Raw genomic sequence first — 17,865 nt, 5'->3', positions numbered from 1 at the left:
ATAAAAATAATATTTTAAATCATAGAAAATGTATAAAAAATGATAAAATAAATTTTAATGGGTATATAGGTAACAAAAATTAAGAGATGATAATATCATTTTCTTGCTTATTTATAACCTTAGCAATAATTTTAGCTTGAATATTTTCATCTTCTAGTTTTTTTAAACATTCTAAGGATTCTTTTTCGTTTATGGAAATTAAAAGTCCTCCTGAAGTTTGCGGGTCGCAAAGCATTAAATGCTCTTCTTTTAACTCCTTACAAAAAGGTTTGATAAAATCATAGTTTTTATAAGCTCCAGCAGGAATTAAACCCATATTAAAATACTCTTTTGCCCCTTGCAAAAAAGGAAGTTGGTCTGTAAAAATTTCAAAAGAAATACTCTCATTTAGCATTTCTTTTAAATGCCCTAAAAGACCAAAGCCCGTTACATCACTCATGGCACTGGGGTGAAAATTAAGAGCGATTTGACTGGCTTTGAAATTTAACTCCATCATACTTTCAAGCATAGCTTTTAAATGTGATTTATCTAGCATTTGTGCCTTTAAAGCCGTGCTTAAAATCCCCACTCCTAAAGGCTTGGTTAAGATAATAGCATCTCCAACTCTAGCTGTATTATTCGCCACAAAAGCCTTAGGATGCACTTTTCCTGTAACACTCAGCCCAAAAAAAAGCTCCTCGCTTTCTAGGGTATGGCCACCTACGACTAAAGCATTGCATTCTCGAACCTTATCATTAGCCCCAGCTAAAATTTCGCCCAAAATATCAAGCCCAAAATGACACTTATCAAAAGCTACTATATTTAAGGCATTTAGCACCACCCCACCCATAGCAAAAACATCGCTTAAAGCATTTGCTGCTGCTATGGCTCCAAAATGATAAGCACTATCGACCACAGGAGTGATAAAATCAAGCGTTTGCACCAAAGCCAAATCAGGACTTATTTGATACACGCTCGCATCTTCATTACTATCAATATCACTAAGCAAAGCAGGGCTTTTTTGCATAAAGGTTAAAATTTTGTTAAGACCGCACGGGTCTAGTTTAGCTGCTCAACCTGCTGCTTTAACAAAATGGGTTAAATTTTGATTTTTGTATTCCAAAGTTTTTCCTAAAAAGTAATGATTTTTGCTTTACCAAAAAGCTCATTTAAAATTTCATAAGCATTGCCTATGCTTCCTATTTTAAGCTCTTGGCTTTTGTTGAAAAATTCTAAACAAGCCCCACAACTTATAATCTCCACTCCAAAGCTCTCAAGCTCACGCATAGCCTTGAAAGCGAGATGATTTTCATCCACATTCATCAAAACACTTTCATTCACACAAAGAATTTTACTAGGGCAATTTTCAAGCTCTTTAAGTATTTTTAAAGAATTTGCCAAAAGCTTAACTCCTAGCTCTCCTGCTCCTATTTTATCACTCTTTAAAAACAAAACCCTATAATCATCAAGCCTTGCTTCATTGAAATTTACATTCTTTTTTTGCACCTTGATATAAAACTCATCTTCATTCTCATCCACACTAAAACTTAAATTTAAAGAATGAAGAAATTTTAAAACATTATTTTTTGAAATAAGAGAATTTAAAACAATTTCTAAATTTTCGCCAACTTTAAGCTTTTCAAGAGCATTTTTTGTTTGCATTATAGGCTTAGGACAAGGCAGATTGCGACAATCAATTTTCATTATTTTTCCTTTAAAACTTTAAAAAATAATAATATTTTCTTGCTTTTTTTGCGTTTAAATTTAAGATTGGTGGAAGAAAAATCTAAAAGCTCACCAAAAGTGAGCTTTTTTTAAAATCTTTTTTTATTGACATCTTCTAGTATTTGCGTAGCGATTTGATTAACTTCACTAGTTATATTATTTGTAATATTAGCCACTTCAACATTTTCTTTCGTTACGATTTCAAGCTGAGCTATGGCATTATTAATCTGCGTGATACCTGTTGTTTGTTCTTTAACAGACTCAGCAACTTCATTGACACTTTGGACAAGTATGTTGATATTTGCCTCTATTTCACTTAAAGATTTACCCGTTCTTTCAGCTAGTTGTCTTACCTCATCGGCTACCACAGCAAAGCCTCTTCCATGCTCTCCTGCTCTTGCTGCTTCAATAGCCGCATTTAAAGCTAACAAATTCGTCTGCTCCGCTATATCTTTAATCACATTGACTATATTTTTAATATCCTCAGCTTGTGAAGCCACTTCTGTGGTTTTGCCACTTACATTTTGCATAGAAGAATTAATCTGCTCCACAGCCGAAGCACTTTGTTCTAAAGAATTAGCTTGGGCATTAGAACCATCGGCAAGTTTTTGCATAGAATTTTTAAGCTCGTTTGATTGGGCAGCTAAATCCTTGGCAAAATTCGATGATGCTAAAAGCATTTTTTTAATCTCCTGCCCTAAAATATTAGTCGTAAGCTCGACCCCACCCCTAGCATTTTTCACTTCAGTGCTAAAATCCAAAGCCTTATAACTATCAAAAACACGGTTAATCTCGTCCATATTGGAGCCTATTTTATTTTCAAGCACATCAAGCATTTTATTTAGAACATTTTTAAGTTCAACAAGTTGAGGATTAGCAGGATTTTTGGCAATCCTTGCTGTTAAATTCCCGCTTTCTATTTCTTTAGCCGTTTGCACACTCTCATCAACAGCGTCTTGGTCTTGTCCTAAAGAACGCTTAGTTTTTTCAACATTTTCATTAATCATTCTACCCATAGCACCCAACTCATCATTGGCGCGAATTTTAATAGGTTTTAATTCGATTTTTTCGTGATTTAAAAAGCGGAAAAAGGCTTGCAAGGAACTAAGTATAACAGGCAATCTAGAAGCGACTATTTTGCGAACGCAATAATACACCACAGCCAAAACAATAATAACAAAAACTAAAGAAGCACTGATAATCATCATTTGAAGCTTTTTCAAAGGCTCAAAAACAGAATACTTAGGCGCTGTAACTAAGATGGTCCAAGAGCTATTTTCAACTCTAAAGCTATTAATAGCCGCATAAGAATTCTCTCCATTAGAAGCGACATAGTCATAAACCCCATCTTCTGCTTTCTCCATAGCCCTAAAGGTTGTTTGAGCTCCTTGGTTTTGATTGATTTGTTTTAAATTTTTTAATACCAAATCCTTTTTAGTATGAATAGCTATCAAACCATCAGGATTTAAAAGCACTCTTAATTCTTCATTATATTTTTGCTCCTTAGGGTCTAAAAGATATTCTTCTATGGCTGAAAATTCCAGCACCATACCCACAACGCCCACGACTTGATTTTTCTTGTCAAAAATAGGCATAGCGATATTTGTAGCCACAAATTCTTTCCCATCTAAGTGCATTTGAATAGGACTTCCTACATAAACCTTATTTTCGCCGTATTTTGCTTCTCTAATAGCATCTTGCACCACTTTAAAATTCACTACCTCATCTGTGGCTTGCAAGGCTTTTATACCGCCTTTTTTATCCTTTTCTTCATCCGCATAAAGCATAACAAATTTACCACTTTGGGTATTAAAAAATTTACTTTCTTCTTTGAAATATTCAGGCGGGTCTATAAGATACAAAAAGGCAAAATTGGAGTAAGCACTATTATCAAAGGTATGAGTAATGATATTAGTGATATTATCGATGTCTAAATTTTCTTTTGAACTGGAACGAAAAACTTCAGTTAAATTACTTGAAATGATGCGATTTAAAGCTATCATCTCGCTGAAAATTCCTTGCGTTCTTGTGGCGTATTCTTTTGAGATGGAAGCGAGTATGGTTTCGGTATTTTTAGTGATATTTTGACTGACTTGTTGAGTGATTAAAGAGACTAAAATAACAAGCCCAATAACAACAACCGCTGCCACAGAAAAAATAAGCTTTAAACCAATATTTAAGGATTTAAACATCTCACAACTCCTAAAACAAAAATTTCAAAGTCCTAATTCTAGCATATTTTTTAAAAAATATGGCTAATTAATCATAAAATATTATGCCGACTTGGAATTATTTTTTTCTCTTGAAAAATAATTCTTTAAAGCGTTTATTCGCATACTCTTCAATATCTTTTTGTAAAATAGAATAATTCTCCATCAATTCCATAGCTCTAGGGGTAAGCTTTGTTCCTGATTCTTTAGAACGTCCTTGCCTTGTGCTGACTAAAACTTCTTGAGAATTTTTTTGTAAAATTTGCAAGTGCATCCAAGCTTTTTTATAATTAATCCCCATGAGTTTCGAAGCGTGAAGCAAACTGCCCGTTTGGGCTATAAGCTCTAAAAGCTCGGTTTTACCCTTGCCAAAAAGCAAATCCCCATCGGCATTTTCTATCCAAGTTTTTGTTCTTACTATGAGTTGTTTGCCTTTTTTTTCTTTAAAACAGCCCAATTGACAATATTTCACATCAACTTTATAACTTTTCAAAGCTGAACGCATACTTTTAAGCCCACAACCTTCTTTAGCAATATCCCTTGCATCTTTACAAAAAATTCTACGCTTTTCATCTAAGCTAGGTTCTATTTTTTTAAGCACTTCAATCTTTGCTTTTTCAAAATCCAAATGTCCAAATTGCCCCAACTCGCAATTATCAATGCGTATGCCATTTTCATCGGCTAATTGCCCTATTTTTTCTATATCCACGCCCAATTTATGAGCAATTTTAAAGGCTGTGCCACAATCTAATTTTTCATTACTATTTAGCAATTCTTTCATCAAGGCTATGATTTGATTTTTTTGATTTTTATCCATAAATTCTAGCTTCTCCACTATAAATATTTATCTTATTTTCTCTAGCAAAACCACAAAGCGTTAAATCAAATTTCCTAGCTATCATAACGCCTAAACAAGTAGGAGCGGTGCGTGAGATTAGGGCTGGAATTTTATGCATAATTGCTTTAGCTACCATTTCAGAGCTTAATCTCCCACTTACCATCAAAAAACATTTTTCTAAATTTATCCCCGCTAATCTTGCCTTGCCTAAAGCCTTATCTATGGTATTATGCTGGGCTATATCTTCGCCTATAAAAAAAGTTTTTTCATCGACAAAAAGTTTAGCTGTATGCACGCAACCTGTTTTTTCATAAAGCTCACATTGAGTATAAAACATACTCATTTGTTTTAAAATTTCATCTTTATGAAATTTCACATTAGAAATGATTTTACTCGCTTTGATGGCATCAGGGTCGATATTGGCTGTATGCGCTCTACCGCAACCGCTTATAACCACAGCTTCGGCATTGAGTTTAGCTAAATTTTCTTTATCAATCTTAGCTTTTATATGCACACTCATACCCTCATCTTTGGTTTCTATGCTCTCAATATCACTTGCTTTAGCAATGATATTTTCACTCATCAAATATCCCACCGCTAAAGCCTGTTCATCCACAGGAGTTGCCATCAAAGCACCCACTTTTTCACCATTGATATAAATTTCAAGTTTGATTTCGCGAACTAAAGTATCATCGCATACAAAAGACTCATCGCCTTTGTATTTTAAAATTTGCGTTGTAAAAAGAGCTTCCATTAAATTATATCCTTTAAAAAAATTATATCAAAAAAGCTTAAAATAAACTCTGTTTAAAACTAAATTTTCACCTTAGAATTGTAAGAAAAACTAGGCTTGATTTGTTTTTTAGCACTTAATTCTTTATACCAATAAGAATGCAAAATATAAACCTCTTCTTCTTCCTTATAACCACTAATCATAGAATGGATACTGCCCTTAATCGCAAACACTGCCATATAAATATGCACACCAAAAAATACCGCACAAACTATGCCTAAGAAATTATGCACCAAAGCTGAAATTCGCAAAAGCTCAATATGGGTTAAACCAAAAAGAGCTTGAAGGGCTGTGGAATTAAAATCAAGAAAATACATAAAACCACCTGTGATAATCATCAAAAATCCACCCAATACAGCGATATAATACCACGATTTTTGACCGAAATTAAACTTACCCGCAGGCACAGGGCGTTTTACCTTGCTTAAATAACCCCCCACTATCATCAGCCATCTTAAATCATAACTTGCCGGAAGCATTCTTTTAATCCACCACAAAAACATAGGGATAATAGAAATGATAAATAAAAGAGTAGCAAAAGCGTGTAAATTCTTACAAACCCTTACAAAAACTCCCCCACCAAAGCTAGCCCCAAACATCATCACAAAACCCGTTGGCACTAAAATCACCCAAGAAAGAGCGGCTATAAAATGAAAAATTCTTTCAAACAAAGTAAAAGCGTAAATTTTCTTCCCATCGTGGGAAAATTGTTTAGGACCTATTACCATATAATGCAAAGCAAAGGCTGATAATACAGCTATCATAGCTATAAGAGCAATGGTAGCAATATATTCGCCTTGTAAAATTGTCCAAAGCTTTCCAAAAGTATCGTAATTTGGGATATTTGTAATACGATTAAAATCCCAAATTTGAGTATCTTGCCCCATTCTTTCACTCCCATAAGCAAACAAATTCACAAGGCTTGCAAAAAACAGCAAAAATACCTTTTTCATAGTCTTTCCTTTCCTGTGTAAGCAATCTTCCACTCCAAGCTTTGAGAAGGATTTGGGATGCCATAATTTCTATTTATCAATCTATTGTGATAAATTTCTTCAATTTTAGAGCTTTCGCCTACTAAAAGTGCTTTGGTTGAACACATAGCCGCACATACGGGCACCTTACCTTCTGCGATACGATTTTGTCCATAAAGCTCTCTTTCTTTTTGCGAATTTGTAGCTTCAGGACCCCCTGCACACATCGTGCATTTATCCATAATGCCTTTATTGCCAAAAACACTATCTTTTGGAAATTGAGGAGCGCCAAAAGGACAAGCATAAAGACAATACCCACAGCCTATGCAAATTTCTTTATCGTGTAAAACAATGCCATCAGCTCTTATATAAAAGCAATCCACAGGGCAAACTATGGCACAAGGAGCGTCATCACAATGCATACAAGAAATAGAAGTGGATACTTCTTTGCCTTCAACACCTTCATTAAGCGTAATAACACGGCGTCTGCGGACATTAATAGGTAGCTCGTGAGCTTCATCACAAGCTACCGCACAGCCATTACAATCAATACAGCGTTCATTATCGCAAAAGAATTTCAAGCGTTCTTTTTCTAAATTTGCAAAATTAATCTTACTCATCTTACACCCCGTCTTTTGAAATGCGGCACAAACCACCCTTAGTTTCTGGAATTTGACACATAATATCATAACCATAGTTTGTTATGGTATTAGCACTCTCTCCACTAGCAAAAGGCTTGGTTCCTTCAGGGAAATTATGCGTTAAATCCACACCTTGCATTACGCCCGTAAAATGAAAAGGCAAGAAAATCATATCCTTTGCCACACCCGGATTAAGCTTAACCCTAACATAAATTTTAGTTCCCTCAGGTGAATGCAGCCAAATCATATCCCCTGCTTTAATATCTTGTTCTTTTGCTAATTGGGGATTAAGCTCACAAAACATTTCAGGCGTTAAACGCGTCAAATACATAGACGCCCTATTTTCCATACCTGCACCATTTAAATTCACAAGCCTTGCTGTAACTAAATTAAGCGGGAATTCTTGCGAATAATCCTTAGCTTGTTGCACGGAAATAAACTTAGTATCCACGCGGTAAAGGGCTTTTTGGTCTTCAAAACTAGGGTATTTTTGCACCAAATCGTTTCTTGGAGAATGAAGTGGCTCTCTATGAAGTGGAATTTTATCTTTAAAAGTCCAAACAACAGCCCTAGCTTTAGCATTTCCATAAGGAACAATGCCTTTTTGCATACATTTAGTCGCTATGATATTGCTATCATCATAAGACCAGCTCGGACCCATTTTTTCTTTTTCTTCTGCACTTAGGCTAATGCCTAAAACTTTTTCTATATTTTCCTTAGTGATTTGGGGATAACCTGTATCAATAGGCGAATTTAAAGGTGCATTTTTAGCCAATAAACTTTCACCTTCATACTCAAGCCCAAAATTGTTTCTAAAGCCCATACCCCCCTTTGCCACTTCAATATCAGTATTATAAAGCACAGGAGAGCCCGGATGATTTTCACTCCAGCAAGGCCAAGGAAGTCCGTAATACTCGCCCGCAACTTCATCTCTTCCTTCTAGAGTTAGCTCATCAAATTTATCCCAATGCAAAGTGTGTTTTTTAAGTCTCTCAGGACTCCAACCATTAAGCCCTATGCTTCTTACCGCTCTTGCAATTTCTCTTGTCGCATTTTCAGGCCAAATGATTTCACCCTTTTCATCACGCAAGGTTTTTGTAAAATTCTCATAAAAACCAAGTTTTTTAGCCAATTCAAATAAAATTTCTTGGTCTTCCTTGCTTTCATAAAGTGGCTCTATGACCTTAAATCTCCACTGAGCGCTACGATTTGTCGCTGTTACACTTCCGCTTGTTTCAAACTGCGTTGCTGCGGGTAAGAGATAAATTCCATCTTTTCTTTCTGCAATAATCCCCGCTTCATTGACAAAAGGGTCGATTAAAACAAGAAGTTCTAAAGCCTCTAAACCTTCTTTAACCTTAGCTTGTTGTGCGGTTGAAGTGATACCATTTCCCATAACCATCAAAGCCTTTAAGGGCGTTCCTGCATTGTCTATGGCGTCATTTGCGTCTTTACCATTTAAGGCTGCTGCCCACCATCTAGCAAGAGAAAGTCCGGTTTTGTGCATCCAATCTTTACTTACGAAATTTCCTAAAAGCCACTCATACTCCACTCCCCAAATTTTGGCGTAGTATTTCCAACTTGCTTCATTTAAAGGATAATAACCCGGTAAATTTTCACTCAAACAAGCCATATCAGAAGCACCTTGAACATTATCATGCCCGCGTAAGATATTAACCCCGCCACCAAATTTACCTATATTTCCAAGCACCATTTGCACTATGGGTGCTAAACGGGTATTTGAAGTTCCTACGGTGTGTTGGGTTAAACCCATAGCCCAAATGAGAGTTGTAGGCTTGTTTTTAGCCACTTCCAAAGTAATCTCACGCAATTTTTCCCCACTAATACCCGTAACATTTTCTACTTCTTCAGCCGTCCAATTTGCGGCTTCTTTTCTAATCTCATCTATGCCAAATACCCTTTCATCAAGGTATTTTGTATCTTCTAAACCTTCATCGAAAATGATTTTTAGCATTCCATACATAAAAGCTATGTCGGTTCCGGGTCGTATTCTTGCGTAAATATCGGCTTTTGCCGCACTTTTTGTAAAACGCGGATCAACAACTATAAGTTTAGCTCCCTTTTCTTTAGCCTTTAAAAAATGCCTAAAACCCACAGGGTGATTTACAGCTGGATTGGCTCCAATGATAATAATACATTTACTTCTTTGAATATCTCCAAGATGGTTTGTCATAGCACCATAACCAAATGTATTCGCCACACCGGCGACTGTTGCACTATGTCAAATTCTAGCTTGATGATCTACATTATTCGTTCCAAAAAAGGCGGCGAATTTCCTTATATAATAAGCTTGTTCGTTATTAAGCTTAGCAGAGCCTAAAAACATAACACTTTCAGGATTTTCTTTGCGATAATTAGCTAGTTTTTCGCCAATTTCTTCTAAAGCTTGTTCATAACTTATGCGTTTCCATTCTCCATTTTCTTTTTTCATAGGATATTTTAAACGCACATGAGAACGCACCATATCAATCATATCAGAACCCTTGCAGCAATGCCCACCTGAACTTACAGGATGGTCCTGAGCGATTTCTTGACGCACCCAAACACCCTTTTGCACTTCTGCGATAATTCCACAACCCACAGAACAGGCTGTACAAACGGATTTTACCTTTTTACTGCCTTCATAAGCTTCTTTAAGCTCATCAGCACTCGCTTCTCTTAGGGTTTCACTTCTTGCTAATAGCGGTGTTGCTAGGCTTGAAAGTGCAGCCATTTTAAGAAAAGAACGACGCGTAAGCTTGATATTTTGAGTTACACTTGACATTATTCAGCCTTTATATAATAATTTTCCCAATTAGCACTTCTTTGAAAAAGCACTTCTTTTTTCTTACTTTTACCCTTGACTAAGTCTTTTCTTTCTTCATCTTTAGCTAGAGCTAAAGTCGTGCCGCCTAGCACTCCAGCAGCCCCTAAGGCAAAAGCGGATTTTTTAAGAAATTCCCTGCGATTTTTCATGCATCCTCCTTTGTTTATTTGCTTCTCTTCTTAAAAATTCTGAACGCGATAAATCATTTTGCACTTTTTTAGAATTTATTTTTGTAGGCTTTTCCACTTCAAAACAAAATCTTTCAAACTCTACAAAATTTCCTGCAATACTTGCAACTTCTTTATATAATTTTGCATTTTCATTCAAAAAAATATAGTCTAAAAACTCATCGATACCCTTATTAATCAATTTTTCAAAGAGTTCTTTGGCTAAATCCTTTTCATTTTGTCTTAAAAATTCGCCCATCAACAATAAACAAAATCCCACACTATCTTCACTTTCTTTGAAAAATTTCTCATTGCGTCTTATCTTGCTTTTAGCTAAAATTTGACGCACACAAAGCAAAGGATTGGAATTTTCAAATCCTTCTTCTATGTAAGAAAAGGTCGTTGGAATGCTGTTTTTAAGGCTTAAAAAAAGCAAATCATATTCTTTAAAAAATGCTTGTATGGAATTTTCACTCTCCAAATGTTTTAGCAAGGTATCAAAATTTGATTTTAAATTCTCATCAAATAAACATTCTTGCATTGCCTTTAAATACTCTTGTAATTTTGACAATCTCTCTTTAGAAAATGAAAAAATAAAAAGCTCTCCTAGACATTGATAATAAAGACTTCTAGCCAATCTTAATTTTTCTAAATCCATTAAAGCTCCTGCTCAAAATTTTCAAAAATAGCTTTAATTTTTGCCCGAATGAATATTATGCAAAATGCACCTAATACTCATTTTAAAGCTGATTTTTAAACCGCTTTATCTTAATACTATTTGATTTAAAAATCACTGAATTTAAGCTTTATTTCTCAAAGATACAAAATAAATAAAAAGCTTTTTAAACTATGTAATATTAGGTATTTAAATTGATTTTTCTTTTAAAAAATAAAGAAGTTTGCATAAAAAAATTGCGTTTTATTCTCATTAAAATGAAATTAATATTTTATGCAAATTATAAACAATATTAATTCCTTAAAGCATAATCCTTATAAGAAAATTCCCTTATCATTTGAAGTTCATTTTTAGCATTTAAAAGCATTAAATTAGGCAGTCTTACTCCATTAAAGGTCGTGTTTTTGACTATGGAATAATGAATTTGGTCTAAAAAGATTATTTTATCTCCCCTTTTAAGCTCGTTTTTAAAGGCATATTCACCCATAACATCGCCCGCTAAACAAGTATTTCCAGCTAGTAAATAAGCCCTTTCGCCTTCGTTTAGCTCTGAAATTTTTACCTTTTCTCTTGTGGCTAAAATTCTCGCATTTAAAACCTCGCTCGTATAAGGCATAATGATAGTATCGGGCATATGTGCCTCGCTTGAAGTATCTAAAATAGCAATTTGCTTTTCATTTTGCACTATATCGATGACACTAGCGACTAAAACCCCCGTTTGCCAACCCACAGCCTCGCCCGGTTCTAAATAAACTTGCACACCATATTTATCGCTGAATTTTTGACACAAAGCTATGAGTTTTTGCGTATCATAGCCATCTTTTGTGATATGATGACCCCCACCAAAATTTACCCATTTCATTTGTTTTATCCACTTGCTAAAATTCTTTTCAAAGACTTTTAAAACAGCTTCCAAACTCTCCGCACTCTCTTCACAAAGAGCGTGAAAATGCAGTCCTTCAATGCCCCTTAAATCCGCATTTTCTAAGTCCTTAGCACGAATTCCAAGTCTTGAATATCTACTGCAAGGATTATAAAGCTCTTTTGGCGCTAGAGAAAATTCAAGATTGCAACGCAAAGCTAAAGAAGAATTTGAAGTGCGGTTTTTAAAGCTTTGAAATTGTGCTAAAGAATTAAACACTATATGATGGGATAAACTCGCTATTTCATCTATCTCATCTTCTTTAAAGGCAGGCGAATAGGTATGAATTTCTTTATCCATATATTCTTTAGCAAATTTTGCTTCCCAAAGCCCACTACAAGTGCAACCTTGTAAGTATTCTCCTACGATTTTCATAGCACCTGAAAAAGCAAAGCCCTTGAGTGCTAAAAGCACTTTAGCGCCGCTTTTTTCTCCTACACTGGCTAAAAGCTCGCAATTTTTTCTTAATTTACCTTCTTCCAAAACATAAGCTGGGGTTTGAATTCTTTCATAAAACATTATTTTTCCTTGATAAAATTCTTAAAATCATAACAAAATTAAGTCAAATTTTCAAAACAAATGATTAGCTAAAAATTAAAAAAAAGCCATTACAATAACAAAAATATATTTTTTCGAAGGAAAGCAATGAATAGAAGAAATTTTTTAAAATTTAACGCGTTAAGCCTAGCAAGTATAAGCATAGCTTACGCTAATCCTATGCACGAGATGCACTCTATGCACAAAAACGCTAACACAACACAGCATTTAGACACTTCCTTTATCCATTTTGCTCCAAAAAATTTAAAACTTTTAGACCCCAAAGCTTTTCCTAAAGCACAAAAATTAAAAGCTTTGCCCCTACTTAAAAATGAAAGCAAGCAAGCGGGGATTTTTAAAGCAAAACTAGAAATTAGCGAGAGTAAGATAGAGCTTGTCAAGGGCAAAAAAACAAAATTTTATACCTATAATGGCTTAGTTCCTGCTCCGAAAATAGAAGTTTTTGAAGGCGATAAATTTGAAATTTTAGTTAAAAACAAACTTAAAGAGCCTACCACTATACATTGGCACGGAGTGCTTGTGCCACCTGAGCAAGATGGAAATCCGCACAATCCCATACTAGCAGGAGAAGAAAGGCTGTATCGTTTTGAGATTCCTAAGGATAGTGCAGGAACTTACTGGTATCATCCTCACCCTCACTACACTAGCTCAAAACAAGTGGCTATGGGTTTAGCGGGGGCTTTTGTGATTAAAGCAAAAAAAGATGCTTTAAGCCACTTGAAAGAAAAAGATTTGATGATAAGCGATTTACGCCTTGATGAAAACGCCCAAATTCCAAATAACACTTTAGCCGACTGGCTCAATGGCAGAGAAGGCGAATGGGTGCTGATTAATGGGCAATTTCAACCTAAAATCAAACTCGCCACAAATGAAAGAGTGCGTATTTATAATGCCACAGCGGCTAGGTATTTGAATTTACGCATCAAAGGAGCTAAATTTATACTCGTTGGAACCGAAGGGGGTTTGATAGAAAAACCTGTGCTTAAAGATGAGCTTTTTTTAAGCCCTGCTTCGCGGGTGGAAGTTTTGATTGAAAGTGAAAAAGATGGGGAGTTAAAGTTAGAAAGTGTGTATTATGATAGAGATAAAATGATGGTAAAAGAAGAGCCAAGCACGCTTTTTTTAGCTCATATTGGTCTAAAAAAAGAAAAATTAGAGCTTCCAAAAAGCCTAAAAACTTTCAAAGCCCTAGAAGAACCTAAAGAATTTAAAGAAGTCATTATGAGTGAGAATCATATGCAAATGCACGGCTTAATGCAAAAAAGTGAAGATGAGCTAAAAACAGCCCTTGCTTCTATGTTTTTAATGAATGGCAAAAGCTATGATTTAAACCGCATTGATTTACGCTCTAAAGTCGGGGTGGTTGAAGACTGGATAGTGATAAACAAATCCCATATGGACCATCCTTTTCACATACACGGCACGCAATTTGAGCTTATTTCTTCTAAACTTAATGGCAAACTTACAAGGGCTGAATTTAGAGCCTTAAGAGATACGATAAATGTGCGTCCAAATGAAGAATTAAGACTTAGAATGAAACAAGATTTTAAAGGGCTTAGAATGTATCATTGTCATATTTTAGAACACGAGGATTTGGGAATGATGGGGAATTTGGAAGTAAAGGAGTAATATAGGTCGAGCAGGAGTAGGGAAAATGATTACAAAGCAAAACAGATTACCAAATTTATTGATAGAAATAGTGAAATTTTTAAAACAACAAAATTTACATTTAAGTCAGCAAAGTCGTGATGGACGAATTAATTCCGCTTTTAATGAAGATGAAGTTTTTAATCTTTTAGATTCTAATTTTACGATAAATCGTCCTAATATGCGTGATTGGGTAGATTTTAGTTTTGAAGAAAATAATGTGTTTTATCCTGTTAATATCAAAATTAGCACGACAAAAACGACTGATAATCTCAACTGCAAACTTGGAATTTATTATGCTTTAACAGGTAAAATTCCTCCTTTTGGCAATGGGATAAGCTGGGAAACTTATTTTAAAACCCTAAAAGAAAATCTAACAACAAATGACAGGGATTATTATTTTTTAATCATCAATAAAGATAAACCTAGCGATGTATTTGCCACTTCTCTTAAATGTTTAGAATCTATCTTACCAAATGGTAACAATCTGCCCTTTCAGGCAAAATGGGATAATAATCGTAATATTATACAAAGAGATTTTGCAGAAGTTAAAGAATTTTTATTAGGCACATTTAAACAATCTTTGAAGCTTAGGGCTGATGCGTATTTGTATTTTAGGAAATACTTTTATGAATCTTGATGTTGAAAATTTAGGACAAGTCTTTACCCCACCGCATATAGTAAGCGATATGTTAGCCTTAGTGCAAAATAATGGGCGATTTTTAGAACCAAGCTGTGGCAATGGAGCATTTTTACAAAATCTACCTAGCAATAAAGTAGGGATTGAGCTAGATTCTAGCGTTGCTTGTAAAGAAGCTTTACAAATTGATTTTTTTAGCTATCCTATGAATGAAAAATTTGATACGATTATAGGTAATCCCCCTTATGTGAGATTTGGGGATATTAGAACTTCTACAAAAAAGTTTTTAAAACCTTTTATGTCTATGTTTGATGAAAGAAGTAATTTATATTTATTTTTTATTTATAAGTGTATTTTACATTTAAATGATGGTGGGGAGCTAATTTTCATCACGCCCAGAGATTTTCTAAAAAGCACTGCAAGTGCGAAGCTCAATGAGTTTTTGTTTCGCACAGGGAGTATTACGCATTTTGTGGAGCTAGGAGACAGAAAGATTTTTGCAAACGCTCAGCCAAACTGCATAATATGGCGTTTTGTTAAGGGGGATTTCACGCGTAAAACACAATGCTTAAAAGAATTTTCTTGTATAAATGGACAGATTTTATTTACAAACAAGGCTTATACTATTCCTTTTAATTCATTGTTTTTTGTAAAAGTTGGGGCTGTGAGTGGGGCAGATTCTATCTTTGAGAGTGAAAAATGGGGTAATGTGGAATTTGTCGGTTCACAAACTTGCAAAAGTGGCAAAACAAAAAAAATGATTTATGGAGAATACGGTAAAGATTGTGCATATTTACAAGGCTTTAAAACGCGATTATTGCAGAGAAAAATTAAAAAGTTTAATGAAGAAAATTGGTGGAAATGGGGCAGAGATTATTATAAAAATGATTTGCCACGCATTTATGTTAATACTAAAACACGCAACAAAAAACCATTTTTCTTACATCCTTGCAAGGCTTATGATGGCTCAATTTTAGCCATTTTTCCCAAATTTCAAGTAGATTTTGCAATGCTACAAAATTTATGCGATAAGCTAAATCACACAGATTGGGAAGAGCTTGGATTTGTGTGTGATGGGCGGTTTCTCTTCTCGCAAAGAAGTTTAGAAAATGCGGTGTTAGATTCTAGGTTTATAACAATCTAATACTAAAATTACAAAAAACACATATAACTCTTAAGAGAAAATTTATAAAAAAGTAGAGAATTAATGAGCAAATTATCAATTAGCATAACACGCAAATGCTAGACGAATTTTGTAAATAAATAAAAAAATCGAGCAAAATGCGACAATACCAACAAGCAAATAAATATAACATCATCAAATTTTAAATAACTTTTAGCTATACTAAAGCACTTTAAAATTTGGAGTATATATGGTAAAAATTGAATTTTTAGGACCTATAAATAAGCCTGATTTAGAGCTTGAAGTAAAAAGTTTAAAAGAATTAAAAGAAATTTTACAAAAAGATAAAAGCTTAGAAGAATGGCTAAAACTTTGCGCTGTATCCTTAAATGATGAGCTAATCTTTGATGAAAATACTCGCTTAAAAAAGGGGGACAAAATAAGCCTTTTACCACCGGTTTGTGGAGGCTAAGGGGATTAAATGTTTGAAATTTACACAAATGCCTTAGATGTAAGCGTGATTTATGCTAAGTGGTATGAAGAGCTCAAAAATAAAAATTGCGGAGCATTTTTAAGTTTTTGTGGCATAGTGCGAGAAGAAGAAAGTGATGAAAAAAAGGGCATTGTAGAAGCTCTTAGCTTTGAAATTTATGAGCCGCTTTTAAAGGCGTGGTTTGAAGAATGGCAAGAGAAATATAAAGCTAAGGGCGTGAAATTTTTTTTCGCGCATTCCTTAGGTGAGGTTAAAATTCATCAAAGCTCCTATTTAGCTGGGGTTTTGAGCAAAAATAGAACTCTTGGCTTAAAGCTTTTAAATGATTTTGTAGAGGATTTTAAACACAACGCACCCATTTGGAAATATGATGTGATAAAAGGAGAAAAAATTTATGCCAAAAAACGCTCTTACAAGCTTAAAGGTGCAGGAATTTTAGCTTAAAGGATAAAAAATGCTGATGTCTTATGAAGAAAGTTTAAAAATTTTACATTCTCATATCAAAACTTATGAAAAAATCGAAAAAATAGCCCTGACAGAGTGCTTAGGACGCATTTTAGCCCACGATATTAAAGCACCTCATAATCAGCCTGAATTTCCAAGCTCTGCTATGGATGGTTATGCCTTGAGATTTGAAGACCAAGACAAGCCTTTGAAAATTTTAGGCATAACTCCTGCAGGAAGTATGCCTGAATTTAAGATAAAAGATAATACCTGCGTTAAAACCTTCACAGGTTCGCTTATGAGTGAAGGCAGCGATACCCTAGTGCCTGTGGAAAATGTGCGAGTGGAAAATGATACGCTTTTTATAGAAAAAAAGGTCGCCAAAGGCTTTGCGGTGCGTAAGGTGGGCGAAAACTATAAAAAAGATGAGCTTTTGCTAAAAAAAGGCACGAAGCTAAATTATAGCGAACTTGCTCTTTTAGCCGAGCTTGGATTTTTTCATATTAGTGTGTTTATAAAGCCTATTGTAGGGGTTTTAAGCAGTGGAAGTGAGATAAAAGATTTGGGCGAAAGCTTGGAAAATCCCGCTCAAATTCGCTCTTCAAATCACATCGCTTTAGCGAGTTTGGCTAAGAATTTAGGCTGTGAAACAAGGGTTTTTCCACTTTTAAAAGATGAAGCAGAAGCTACTTTTTTAGCACTCAAAAACGCTTTGCAAAGTTGTGATATTTTGCTGACTACGGGTGGGGTTTCGATGGGGGATTTTGACTTTTTAAAAAAAGCCCTTAAAGAATATGAACTCATCATTGATAAAGCAGATATAAAGCCGGGTCGTCATATTAAAATCGCTAAAGCGGATGAGAAATTTATTTTGGCTTTACCGGGTTTTCCTTACTCGGCTATGGTGATGTTTAATCTTTATGCAAGAGAAATTTTAAACGCTTGGCTACTTCAGCCTAAAGACTATGTTTGCAAAGGTTTTTTGCAAGGAAATTACAAGAAAAAAACGCCTTTTTTGGAATTTGTAGCTTGTAATGTGGAGTTTGAAAATGGACGCATTTTGGTTAATTTAGAGGGCAAAAAAGAAGGCTCAAGTGCAATCATTAACAATCTTAACAACAAAGCCGCATTGATGATAGTGCCTAAAGAATGTGAATTTTTAGAAAATGAAAGCTTAGTTGAGCTTATCTTTATGCCTTAAAAGGCATAAA

17 protein-coding genes are annotated in these 17,865 nt (G+C 34.7%); 6 read left to right on the top strand and 11 right to left on the bottom strand.

The window, feature by feature from the left end; all coding sequences use genetic code 11:
* Positions 1-79 precede the first annotated feature (79 nt).
* From selD to nspC, 11 genes are all read right to left on the bottom strand, one after another.
* A complete protein-coding gene (gene selD / locus ACLL8X_RS06755; protein WP_411990164.1) occupies positions 80-1,102 on the bottom strand; it encodes a selenide, water dikinase SelD in 1,023 nt (340 codons plus the stop codon).
* 8 nt (positions 1,103-1,110) lie between these two features.
* A complete protein-coding gene (gene yedF / locus ACLL8X_RS06750; RefSeq protein WP_411990163.1) occupies positions 1,111-1,683 on the bottom strand; it encodes a sulfurtransferase-like selenium metabolism protein YedF in 573 nt (190 codons plus the stop codon).
* A 110-nt stretch (positions 1,684-1,793) separates the two neighbouring features.
* Entirely contained in the window at positions 1,794-3,896 is a 2,103-nt protein-coding gene (ccaA, locus tag ACLL8X_RS09350; RefSeq protein WP_489671748.1) for an aspartate chemotaxis receptor CcaA, read from the bottom strand.
* 97 nt (positions 3,897-3,993) lie between these two features.
* A complete protein-coding gene (locus ACLL8X_RS06735; protein WP_411990162.1) occupies positions 3,994-4,731 on the bottom strand; it encodes a winged helix-turn-helix domain-containing protein in 738 nt (245 codons plus the stop codon).
* On the bottom strand, positions 4,724-5,506 hold the full coding sequence (gene fdhD / locus ACLL8X_RS06730) for a formate dehydrogenase accessory sulfurtransferase FdhD (protein ID WP_411990161.1): 783 nt from the start codon (positions 5,504-5,506) through the stop codon (positions 4,724-4,726). The genes ACLL8X_RS06735 and fdhD overlap by 8 nt, the downstream gene beginning before the upstream one ends.
* A gap of 59 nt (positions 5,507-5,565) precedes the next feature.
* Positions 5,566-6,498, bottom strand: a complete 933-nt coding sequence (locus ACLL8X_RS06725) for a formate dehydrogenase subunit gamma (RefSeq protein ID WP_411990160.1) — start codon at positions 6,496-6,498, stop codon at positions 5,566-5,568.
* On the bottom strand, positions 6,495-7,136 hold the full coding sequence (gene fdh3B / locus ACLL8X_RS06720) for a formate dehydrogenase FDH3 subunit beta (protein ID WP_411990159.1): 642 nt from the start codon (positions 7,134-7,136) through the stop codon (positions 6,495-6,497). The genes ACLL8X_RS06725 and fdh3B overlap by 4 nt, the downstream gene beginning before the upstream one ends.
* A gap of 1 nt (position 7,137) precedes the next feature.
* Positions 7,138-9,942 carry a molybdopterin-dependent oxidoreductase gene (locus ACLL8X_RS06715; protein ID WP_411990158.1) on the bottom strand — a complete coding sequence of 935 codons (2,805 nt, stop codon included), beginning with the start codon at positions 9,940-9,942 and terminating at the stop codon, positions 7,138-7,140.
* Positions 9,942-10,133 (bottom strand): twin-arginine translocation signal domain-containing protein, encoded by a 192-nt coding sequence (locus ACLL8X_RS06710; protein ID WP_411990157.1) that lies wholly within the window; start codon positions 10,131-10,133, stop codon positions 9,942-9,944. The genes ACLL8X_RS06715 and ACLL8X_RS06710 overlap by 1 nt, the downstream gene beginning before the upstream one ends.
* Positions 10,108-10,809, bottom strand: coding sequence for a TorD/DmsD family molecular chaperone (locus tag ACLL8X_RS06705; protein ID WP_411990156.1), 702 nt, complete (start codon positions 10,807-10,809; stop codon positions 10,108-10,110). Before ACLL8X_RS06705 ends, ACLL8X_RS06710 begins: the two co-directional genes overlap by 26 nt.
* A gap of 310 nt (positions 10,810-11,119) precedes the next feature.
* Positions 11,120-12,268: a carboxynorspermidine decarboxylase gene (nspC, locus tag ACLL8X_RS06700; protein WP_411990155.1), complete on the bottom strand. Its 1,149-nt coding sequence runs from the start codon at positions 12,266-12,268 to the stop codon at positions 11,120-11,122.
* A 126-nt stretch (positions 12,269-12,394) separates the two neighbouring features.
* Between nspC and cueO the strand changes: the two genes are divergently transcribed.
* From cueO to ACLL8X_RS06670, 6 genes are all read left to right on the top strand, one after another.
* On the top strand, positions 12,395-13,936 hold the full coding sequence (cueO, locus tag ACLL8X_RS06695) for a multicopper oxidase CueO (RefSeq protein ID WP_411990154.1): 1,542 nt from the start codon (positions 12,395-12,397) through the stop codon (positions 13,934-13,936).
* Positions 13,937-13,961: 25 nt separating this feature from the next.
* Positions 13,962-14,594 carry a restriction endonuclease gene (locus ACLL8X_RS06690; protein ID WP_411990153.1) on the top strand — a complete coding sequence of 211 codons (633 nt, stop codon included), beginning with the start codon at positions 13,962-13,964 and terminating at the stop codon, positions 14,592-14,594.
* On the top strand, positions 14,584-15,738 hold the full coding sequence (locus ACLL8X_RS06685; protein ID WP_411990152.1) for an Eco57I restriction-modification methylase domain-containing protein: 1,155 nt from the start codon (positions 14,584-14,586) through the stop codon (positions 15,736-15,738). The genes ACLL8X_RS06690 and ACLL8X_RS06685 overlap by 11 nt, the downstream gene beginning before the upstream one ends.
* 229 nt (positions 15,739-15,967) lie before the next feature.
* Positions 15,968-16,189, top strand: a complete 222-nt coding sequence (locus ACLL8X_RS06680; RefSeq protein WP_411990151.1) for a MoaD/ThiS family protein — start codon at positions 15,968-15,970, stop codon at positions 16,187-16,189.
* 9 nt (positions 16,190-16,198) lie between these two features.
* Positions 16,199-16,654 (top strand): molybdopterin synthase catalytic subunit, encoded by a 456-nt coding sequence (locus ACLL8X_RS06675; RefSeq protein ID WP_411990150.1) that lies wholly within the window; start codon positions 16,199-16,201, stop codon positions 16,652-16,654.
* 10 nt (positions 16,655-16,664) lie between these two features.
* Positions 16,665-17,855, top strand: coding sequence for a molybdopterin molybdotransferase MoeA (locus ACLL8X_RS06670; RefSeq protein ID WP_411990149.1), 1,191 nt, complete (start codon positions 16,665-16,667; stop codon positions 17,853-17,855).
* Positions 17,856-17,865: the final 10 nt, after the last annotated feature.

The sequence above is a fragment of the Campylobacter parajejuni genome, assembly GCF_046764905.1.
In the GTDB taxonomy this organism is placed as follows: domain Bacteria; phylum Campylobacterota; class Campylobacteria; order Campylobacterales; family Campylobacteraceae; genus Campylobacter_D.
This window is presented reverse-complemented; position numbering and strand designations above follow the sequence as displayed.